Annotated in this window: 8 protein-coding genes; 2 read left to right on the forward strand and 6 right to left on the reverse strand. The window is 64.6% G+C overall.

Annotation, left to right across the window (positions count from 1 at the left end; translation table 11 throughout):
• The 6 genes from CTR53_RS20965 to CTR53_RS20990 form a co-directional block, all read right to left on the reverse strand.
• A partial coding sequence (locus CTR53_RS20965) for an MBL fold metallo-hydrolase (RefSeq protein WP_290818386.1) occupies positions 1-735 on the reverse strand: 735 nt, incomplete at its 3' end.
• Positions 736-737: 2 nt separating this feature from the next.
• Positions 738-1946, reverse strand: coding sequence for a gephyrin-like molybdotransferase Glp (gene glp / locus CTR53_RS20970; protein WP_290818389.1), 1209 nt, complete (start codon positions 1944-1946; stop codon positions 738-740).
• Positions 1947-1959: 13 nt separating this feature from the next.
• On the reverse strand, positions 1960-2442 hold the full coding sequence (gene moaC, locus CTR53_RS20975) for a cyclic pyranopterin monophosphate synthase MoaC (RefSeq protein WP_290818392.1): 483 nt from the start codon (positions 2440-2442) through the stop codon (positions 1960-1962).
• Positions 2439-3245, reverse strand: coding sequence for an indole-3-glycerol phosphate synthase TrpC (trpC, locus tag CTR53_RS20980; RefSeq protein ID WP_290818395.1), 807 nt, complete (start codon positions 3243-3245; stop codon positions 2439-2441). Before trpC ends, moaC begins: the two co-directional genes overlap by 4 nt.
• Positions 3242-4318 carry an anthranilate phosphoribosyltransferase gene (trpD, locus tag CTR53_RS20985; RefSeq protein ID WP_290818398.1) on the reverse strand — a complete coding sequence of 359 codons (1077 nt, stop codon included), beginning with the start codon at positions 4316-4318 and terminating at the stop codon, positions 3242-3244. The genes trpC and trpD overlap by 4 nt, the downstream gene beginning before the upstream one ends.
• Positions 4315-4926: an aminodeoxychorismate/anthranilate synthase component II gene (locus CTR53_RS20990; protein WP_290818401.1), complete on the reverse strand. Its 612-nt coding sequence runs from the start codon at positions 4924-4926 to the stop codon at positions 4315-4317. The genes trpD and CTR53_RS20990 overlap by 4 nt, the downstream gene beginning before the upstream one ends.
• A gap of 172 nt (positions 4927-5098) precedes the next feature.
• Here CTR53_RS20990 and CTR53_RS20995 point away from each other — a divergent pair, with 172 nt between their 5' ends.
• Both CTR53_RS20995 and CTR53_RS21000 read left to right on the forward strand, forming a co-directional pair.
• Positions 5099-6478, forward strand: a complete 1380-nt coding sequence (locus CTR53_RS20995) for a HAMP domain-containing protein (protein ID WP_290818404.1) — start codon at positions 5099-5101, stop codon at positions 6476-6478.
• A 4-nt stretch (positions 6479-6482) separates the two neighbouring features.
• Positions 6483-7295, forward strand: a complete 813-nt coding sequence (locus CTR53_RS21000) for a methyl-accepting chemotaxis protein (protein WP_290818407.1) — start codon at positions 6483-6485, stop codon at positions 7293-7295.
• Positions 7296-7325: the final 30 nt, after the last annotated feature.

The following is a 7325-nucleotide window of genomic DNA, read 5'->3' on the forward strand; positions in this document are numbered from 1 at the left end:
ATCGACCGGCACGAAATGATTCAGGATCAGGCAGGCGGCATGCGCCTGGCCGGCCACCTTGCCAACTTCGGTCGAGAGTGTGTGGTAGCTGGCGACATTGGCCAGCGTTTCCGGCGAGCGGCCGGGCAGGGCCAGCATTTCACGGTGGATGAAACATTCATGCACCAGCGCGTCGGCGTTTTTCGCCGCCTGGATCAGTTCGGGGCAATAGGCTGTGTCGCCGCTGAAGGCGATTTTGTGCCGCTGATCAGCGAAGACATAGCCGAAAGCAGCTTTCACCGGCTGGTGTCGCACCGGGACTGCGATCACCGACAGATCGCCATCCTGAAAGATCCGGCCTGGCTCGACTTCGGTGACCTCGAGTTCGAGCGCTGTGGTAGATGGCCGCTTTTCATGGGCTATGCGCTGATCCAGTTCGGGCTTCCACAGGGCCATCAGGCCTTTCATATACTGTTTCGTGCCGACCGGGCCGAAGATGCGCTGCGGCCGGTCGCGGCCTTGATGCCAGCTCGAGATGATCAGCTGGAACAGGTCGGCGATATGATCGGAATGCAGATGCGTCAGCAATACGGCATCGATCTGCTTGCCGGAGGTACCGGCCGCGATCAGACGCTGGGTGACGCCCGAGCCGCAATCGATCAGGAACTGCCGCGTGTCCGTACGCAGCAGGCTTGCCGGGCCATAACGGCGCGTGGAAACCTGCGGGCAGCCGGTGCCAAGCAGCGTGACACGCATGATCAGCGCAGCCGCAGAATAGGCACCGCGGCGCCGGCCGTGATGGCCGGACCATGCGGCGGGCGCACGATCAGGCAGTCGGCCTCGCTCAGACGGCGCAGCATGGAACTGTCCTGCTTGCCGAACGCGGTGGCGACCAGCTGGCCATCTTCCTGACGCTTCAGCGTGGCGCGCAGGTAATCCTCGCGCCTGTCGTTCTCGCCAAGATCGGCGCTGCTGATCGCGGTCTCGAAACGGATTTCCCAGTCGAGGCCCAGCATGGCGCGCATCGCCGGCAGCAGGAAATTATAGCCGCAGACCAGCGCCGAGACCGGATTACCCGGCAGGCCGAGCAACGGGATAGTGGCGCTATTGCCAAGATCGACGCGGCCGAACATCAGCGGCTTGCCCGGCCGCATCGCGATATTCCAGAAGTCGATGCTCCTGCCGCCGCCGCCGAGGATCTTGTGAATGAGGTCATGCTCGCCGACGCTGGCACCGCCGAGCGTGAGCAGCAGGTCGCAGCCGGCCGAGGCGGTGGCCTTCTCGCGCAGATCGGCCTCGGTGTCGCGGGCAATGCCAAGATCGACGGCGACGCCGCCATTCGCCTCGATCAGGGCGCAGAGCCCGATATTGTTCGAGCTGACGATCTGGTTCGGACCGATGCGCTCGCCCGGTCGCGCCAGTTCGTCGCCGGTGGCGAGTACGGCGATGCGCGGTTTCCGCCGCACCTGCAGCCAGGGCACGTTCATCGCGGCGGCCAGCGCCACATCGGCGGGGCCGAGCAGGCGGCCTGCCGGCAGCAGCACCTGGCCTTCGGCGAAGTCCAGACCGGCTTTGCGGATCCACTGACCTGCCTTCGGCGCCTCACGCACGGTCAGCACGTCGCCGACAAGATCGGCGTCTTCCTGGATCACGATAGCATCGGCGCCATCGGGCAGCGGCGCGCCGGTGAAGATGCGCACGCATTCGCCAGTGCCGACCGTACCGTCATGGCGACCGCCGGCGGCGGCATGGCCGACCGGTTTCAGCTTCGCGGGAATGCTGCCGAGATCGGCCTGGCGGCAGGCCCAGCCATCCATGGCGCTGACATCGAAGGGCGGCTGTGTGCGGCGTGCCGCGACAGCTTCCGCCAGAACCCGACCGGACGCCGCGCTCACCGCCACCGTTTCTGCGGCCATCGGCGGCAGGGCGGTGACGATACGGCTGCGGGCCTCCCGAACTGGAATCATGAGCTGACGGGAATCATGATGCGTTGAAATCGCCCGACTTGCCGCCGGATTTATGCAGCAGCCGGATAGCGGTGATCTGCATGCCGCGATCCACGGCTTTCACCATGTCGTAGATGGTGAGTGCCGTAACGCTGGCAGCCGTCAGTGCTTCCATCTCGACGCCGGTGCGGCCTTTCAGCTTGCAGGTGGCGACGATATCGATCGCATTGCCTGCCGGATCGGGCGTCAGATCCACTGTCACCTGGCTCAATGCCAGCGGATGGCACAGCGGAATCAGGTCGGAGGTTTTCTTCGCGGCCATGATGCCGGCGATACGCGCCGTCGCCAGCACATCGCCCTTGGCAGCCTGGCCCGACAGGATCAGATCCAGCGTCGATTTCTGCAGCAGCACACGGGCGCCGGCCCTGGCGACACGCTCGGTCTCGGCCTTGGCCGAGACATCGACCATATGGGCTTCGCCCGCCTCATTCAGATGGGTGAGCCTGCGGCCGCTCATGCGGCCAGTTCCTTGCCGGTCAGCAGCAGGCGGGTGGCCGCTTCGACGTCCGGCTGGCGCATCAGGCTTTCGCCGACCAGGAAGCATTGGGCGCCGCAGTTTGCCATGCGGTCGAGATCGGCCTTGGTGTAGAGGCCGGATTCCGCGACCAGCATCCTGCCGGCCGGCACGCGCGCCGCCAGCGCTTCGGTCGTGGCGATATCGACGGTCAGAGTCTTCAGATTACGATTGTTCACCCCAAGGAGCGGGCTTTTCAGTTTCAGCGCGCGCTCCAGTTCATCGCCATCATGCACTTCCACCAATACGTCGAGACCGTAGTCGCCGGCGGCGGCTTCGAGTTCGCTGGCCTGCGCATCGCTCAAAGACGCCATGATCAGCAGGATGCAGTCGGCACCCAGGGCCCGGGCCTCGATCACCTGATAGGGATCGAGCATGAAATCCTTGCGGATGATCGGCAGGTTCACGGCAGCGCGAACCGCACGCAGATAATCGTCATGGCCCTGGAAGGACGGCTCATCGGTCAGCACCGACAGGCAGGTGGCGCCGCCGGCAGCGTAGGCCCGGGCGAGAGCGGGCGGATCGAAATCGGCGCGGATCAGGCCTTTCGACGGCGAGGCCTTCTTGATTTCGGCGATCAGGCCGTAGCGCCCGGCCGCGACAGTATTTTGCAGCGCGCGGATGAAGCCGCGCGGCGTGGGTGTGGCACGGGCCTGTCGGTCGAGTTCAGCAGCCGGCACGGCTGCTTTACACGCCGCGACATGCTCGCGCTTGTAAGCGTTGATCCTGGCAAGGACGTCGCTCATGACGCTTTCTTCTTCGCCGGGGCTTCCTCTTCAGGCAGAGGTGGCGGCGGTTCATGGGTGATCTCGATCAGGCGGGCCAGTGCCGCACGCGCCTTGCCGCTGTCGATCGACTGCGCGGCCTGGGCGGCGCCATCGCGCAGATCCTTGGCCTTGCCGGCGATCAGCAGCGCGGCACCAGCGTTGAACAATACGATGTCGCGAAAGGCGCCGGCCGTGCCGTTCAGTACGGCGCGCAGCGCCACCGCATTGGCGGTCGGCTCGTCGCCCTTCAGGTCTTCCAGCTTCGCCAGCGGCAGGCCGGCATCCTCGGGCGAGATCTCGAAATGCCGCAGCTTGCCGCCATCCATTTCGGACACGTAAGTCGGGCCGGTGGTGGTGATCTCGTCCAGACCATCCGAGCCATGCACGACCCAGACCTTTTTGGCGCCCAGCTTACCCATCACCTCGGCGAGCGGCTGCACCCATTGGCGGTCGAACACGCCGATCAACTGGCGCTTCACCAGTGCCGGATTGCTGAGCGGGCCGAGCAGGTTGAAGATCGTGCGGGTGCCGAGTTCGACACGCGTGGGGCCGACATGGCGCATCGCACCGTGATGGCGCGGCGCCATCAGAAAGCCGACACCGGCTTCGGCGATGGCTTTTTCAATCAGGCGGAAGTCGCAGTCGATATTCACGCCTAGCGCGGTCAGCACATCGGCGGCGCCAGTCTTGGACGACACCGCGCGATTGCCATGCTTGGCGACCGGCACGCCGCAGCCGGCCAGCACGAAGGCCGAGCAGGTCGAAACATTCCAGGTGCCCTTGACGTCGCCGCCGGTGCCAACGATATCGATGGCGCCCGCGGGCGCTGTCACGCCGTTAACCTTGGCGCGCATAGTCATGGCGCCGCCGGTGATCTCGTCGACGGTTTCGCCGCGTACCCGCAGCGCCATCAGAAAGGCGCCCATCTGCGACGGCGTGGCATTGCCCGACATCATCACGTCGAAGGCGGTGCGGGCATCTTCGATGCTCAGTCGCGCACCACCGGCTACCAGCCCCAGCAGCCGCTTGAATTCCGTTACATCCGCACTCATGCCGCCTGTCCGTGCTCCGAAATCTTGCCCACCGGAAGGCCGCAATAGCGCACAAAATTCGCGATCATCGCAAGCCCATGTTCCGAGGCGATGCTCTCGGGGTGGAACTGCACGCCATGGATCGGTAGGTCGCGATGCGCCACGCCCATGATCACGCCGTCCTCGGCCCGGGCGGTGACCGACAGGCTGTTGGGCAGTGTAGCCGGGTCGATGGTCAGCGAATGGTAGCGCGTGGCCTGGAAATCCTGCGGCAGGCCGGCAAAGACGCTTTCGCCGCTATGGTGCATCCGGCTCATCTTGCCGTGCAGGGGTTGCGGCGCACGAACCACCTTGCCGCCGAAGGCCTGGCCGATGGCCTGATGGCCCAGGCAGACGCCAAACAGGGGCAGGCGGGTCTCGGCTGCCTTGTCGATCATGGCGAGGCAGATGCCGGCGCGGTCGGGGTCGCAGGGGCCGGGCGATAGCACCACTCCGGCGGGCTTCATGGCCAGGATTGCTTCGGGCGTGGTCTCGTCATTGCGGAAAACCTGCACCGGAGCGCCGACCTGGCCAAAGTAATGGACCAGATTCCAGGTGAAACTGTCGTAGTTGTCGATCAGGACGAGCATGGGCGGGCGTTCCTCAGTGCGGGCAGCCTAGCATACCCGTCGGCGCGGATGCCACGGCCCGGCACCCGCAATGCTAGTATGCGATTTACCAGTTTATATTGCAGAATCAATGGGGTTGCCCCAAATCGAAAAACCCAGAACAATCAGCCCCGATTAGAATCAGAGGGGGAATATGATGGCCGAGGCGCCGATCACGAAGCGGCAGGGCGGAATCCGTCAGCGGCTTTACCTGGCGGTGGGGGCGATTGCCTCTTTCGCGTTGATTTCGGCGGTGACGGGGTGGGTTTCCCTGTCCCGGCTCGACCGGGCCATCACGACCGTGACCGACGAAGGGGTGTCATCCGTGGTCGCTGCTCTGGCGCTGGCCGAGCGGGTTGCGGACATGGCGGGGGCTGCCCCGGACCTGGTCTCGGCGGTGAACGACGCCGAACTCAAGGCGACCGCTGCGGGCAACAAGGAGCGCGAGGCCGATATTCGGGCTGTATTGGATCTCGTTGCGGCCCGTGTGAGCGGCGAAACGCTGGAGAAGATCAAGACCGAAACCAACGGCCTGCTGGCCAATATCAACCGGCTGGAGCAACTGGTTGCGGCCCGGATTCAGACCAGCGCCCAGCGCGTGCAGGAAACCCAGAATCTCGCCAAGGCGCATGAAGGTTTCCTGCGCTTTGCCAATCCGCTGATCGACGACGCCGTGGTGGATCTGAGCGGCAGTATGCAGAATGTGACGCGCAGCGGGGATGTGACCCGCATCGAGCGCTCGCTTACCCGCATGGCCAACAACGATCTGGCGCTGGTGCAGGCGACCGCCACACTGCTTGGCGAGGTCAACAATGCGGTCGGGCAGCTTGCAGTCGGCGCCCAGTCCGCCACGCGGGCCGATCTGGCCGATATGGCCAAGCGGTTCGCGGCTTCGTCGCAGCGTGTGACAAAAGCCCTGGCAGTTGTTGAAAAGATCAACCCGCACCCGGAACTGATCAAGGCGACGAAAGAGGTGCTGTCGTTCGGCGATGAGGGTACGGGCCTGTTCAGTTTCCGTGAGCAGGAGCTGGATTCGCAGGAGTATTCGCTCTCCACGCTGCGCACTAGCCGCGAGGCTGCCAAACGGCTGGGCGCGCTGGCGCAGAATGTCGTTGAAGACGCAAATCTCGGCGTCGCCGATGCCACCCAGCAGGCCAAAAGTGTCAGCACGGTCGGTATGACCACGCTGGTGATCGTCGCGCTGGCCAGCCTGGTGGCGGCCTTCCTGGTTGGCTGGCTGTATATCGGCCGGCGCATTGCCGATCCGCTCACTATGTTGACGGGCGCGATGGATCGCCTTGCCAACCGCGAATGGACAACCGACGTGCCGGATCGCGAGCGCAGCGATGAAATCGGCGCCATGGCGCGGGCGGTGCAGGTGTTCAAGGAAAATGGCCTTGATAATGAACAGTTGCAGATCGAGGTCGAGCGTAACCGCCAGACCACCGAGGAGCAGCGCAAGGCGCAGGAAGCCCTGCTGGATCGCGCTGTCGGTGAAGTGGTGGGCGCTGCTGCGGGNNGAGGCCGATTATGACGGTGTGTTCGATCGCCTGAAGCAGGATGCCAACCGCACGGCGCAGCAACTGTCGGAAACCGTTGGCAAGGTGACGTTTGCTGCCTCGTCGGTGCGTGACGCTGCGGCCGAGATTTCCACCGGCAGCAGCGATCTGGCCGGCCGTACCGAGCAGCAGGCGGCAAGCCTGGAAGAAACCGCGGCCTCGATGCACGAGATCACCGCCACGGTGAAGCAGAATGCCGATAATGCCGAAGCCGCCAACAAGCTGGCGGCCACTGCACGCAATACCGCCGAGAAGGGCGGCAGCGTGGTGCAGGATGCTGTCGCCGCCGTCAGCCGTATCGAGGGAAGTGCACAGAAGATTTCCGACATTGTCGGATTGATCGACGAGATCGCTTTCCAGACCAACCTGCTTGCGCTGAACGCCAGTGTCGAGGCCGCGAGAGCAGGCGAAGCCGGCAAGGGTTTCGCCGTGGTGGCGCAGGAGGTGCGAGCGCTTGCCCAGCGCTCGGCCGATGCCAGCCGCGAGATCAAGACGCTGATCCAGGCCAGCACCGGCGAAGTGCGGGAAGGGGCGCGTCTGGTCAACCTGACTGGCACCAGCCTGACCGAGATTGTCACGGCGGTAAAAAAAGTTGCGGATATCGTCGGTGAGATTTCTTCGGCCAGCCGCGAACAGGCAGTCGGGCTGGAAGAGGTCAATACGGCAGTCGCCAATATGGACGAGATGACGCAGCGCAACGGCGCCCTGGTCGAGCAGACCACGGCCTCGGCCACCGCGATGGCGCGGCAGGCCCAGGAATTGGCTGATTTAGTGGGTCAATTCCGCGTCTGAAGGGGGCAATTTAGCTATTGAACCCGGCGG

It is taken from the genome of Ferrovibrio sp. (assembly GCF_002796975.1).
Taxonomy (GTDB): Bacteria; Pseudomonadota; Alphaproteobacteria; order Ferrovibrionales; family Ferrovibrionaceae; genus Ferrovibrio.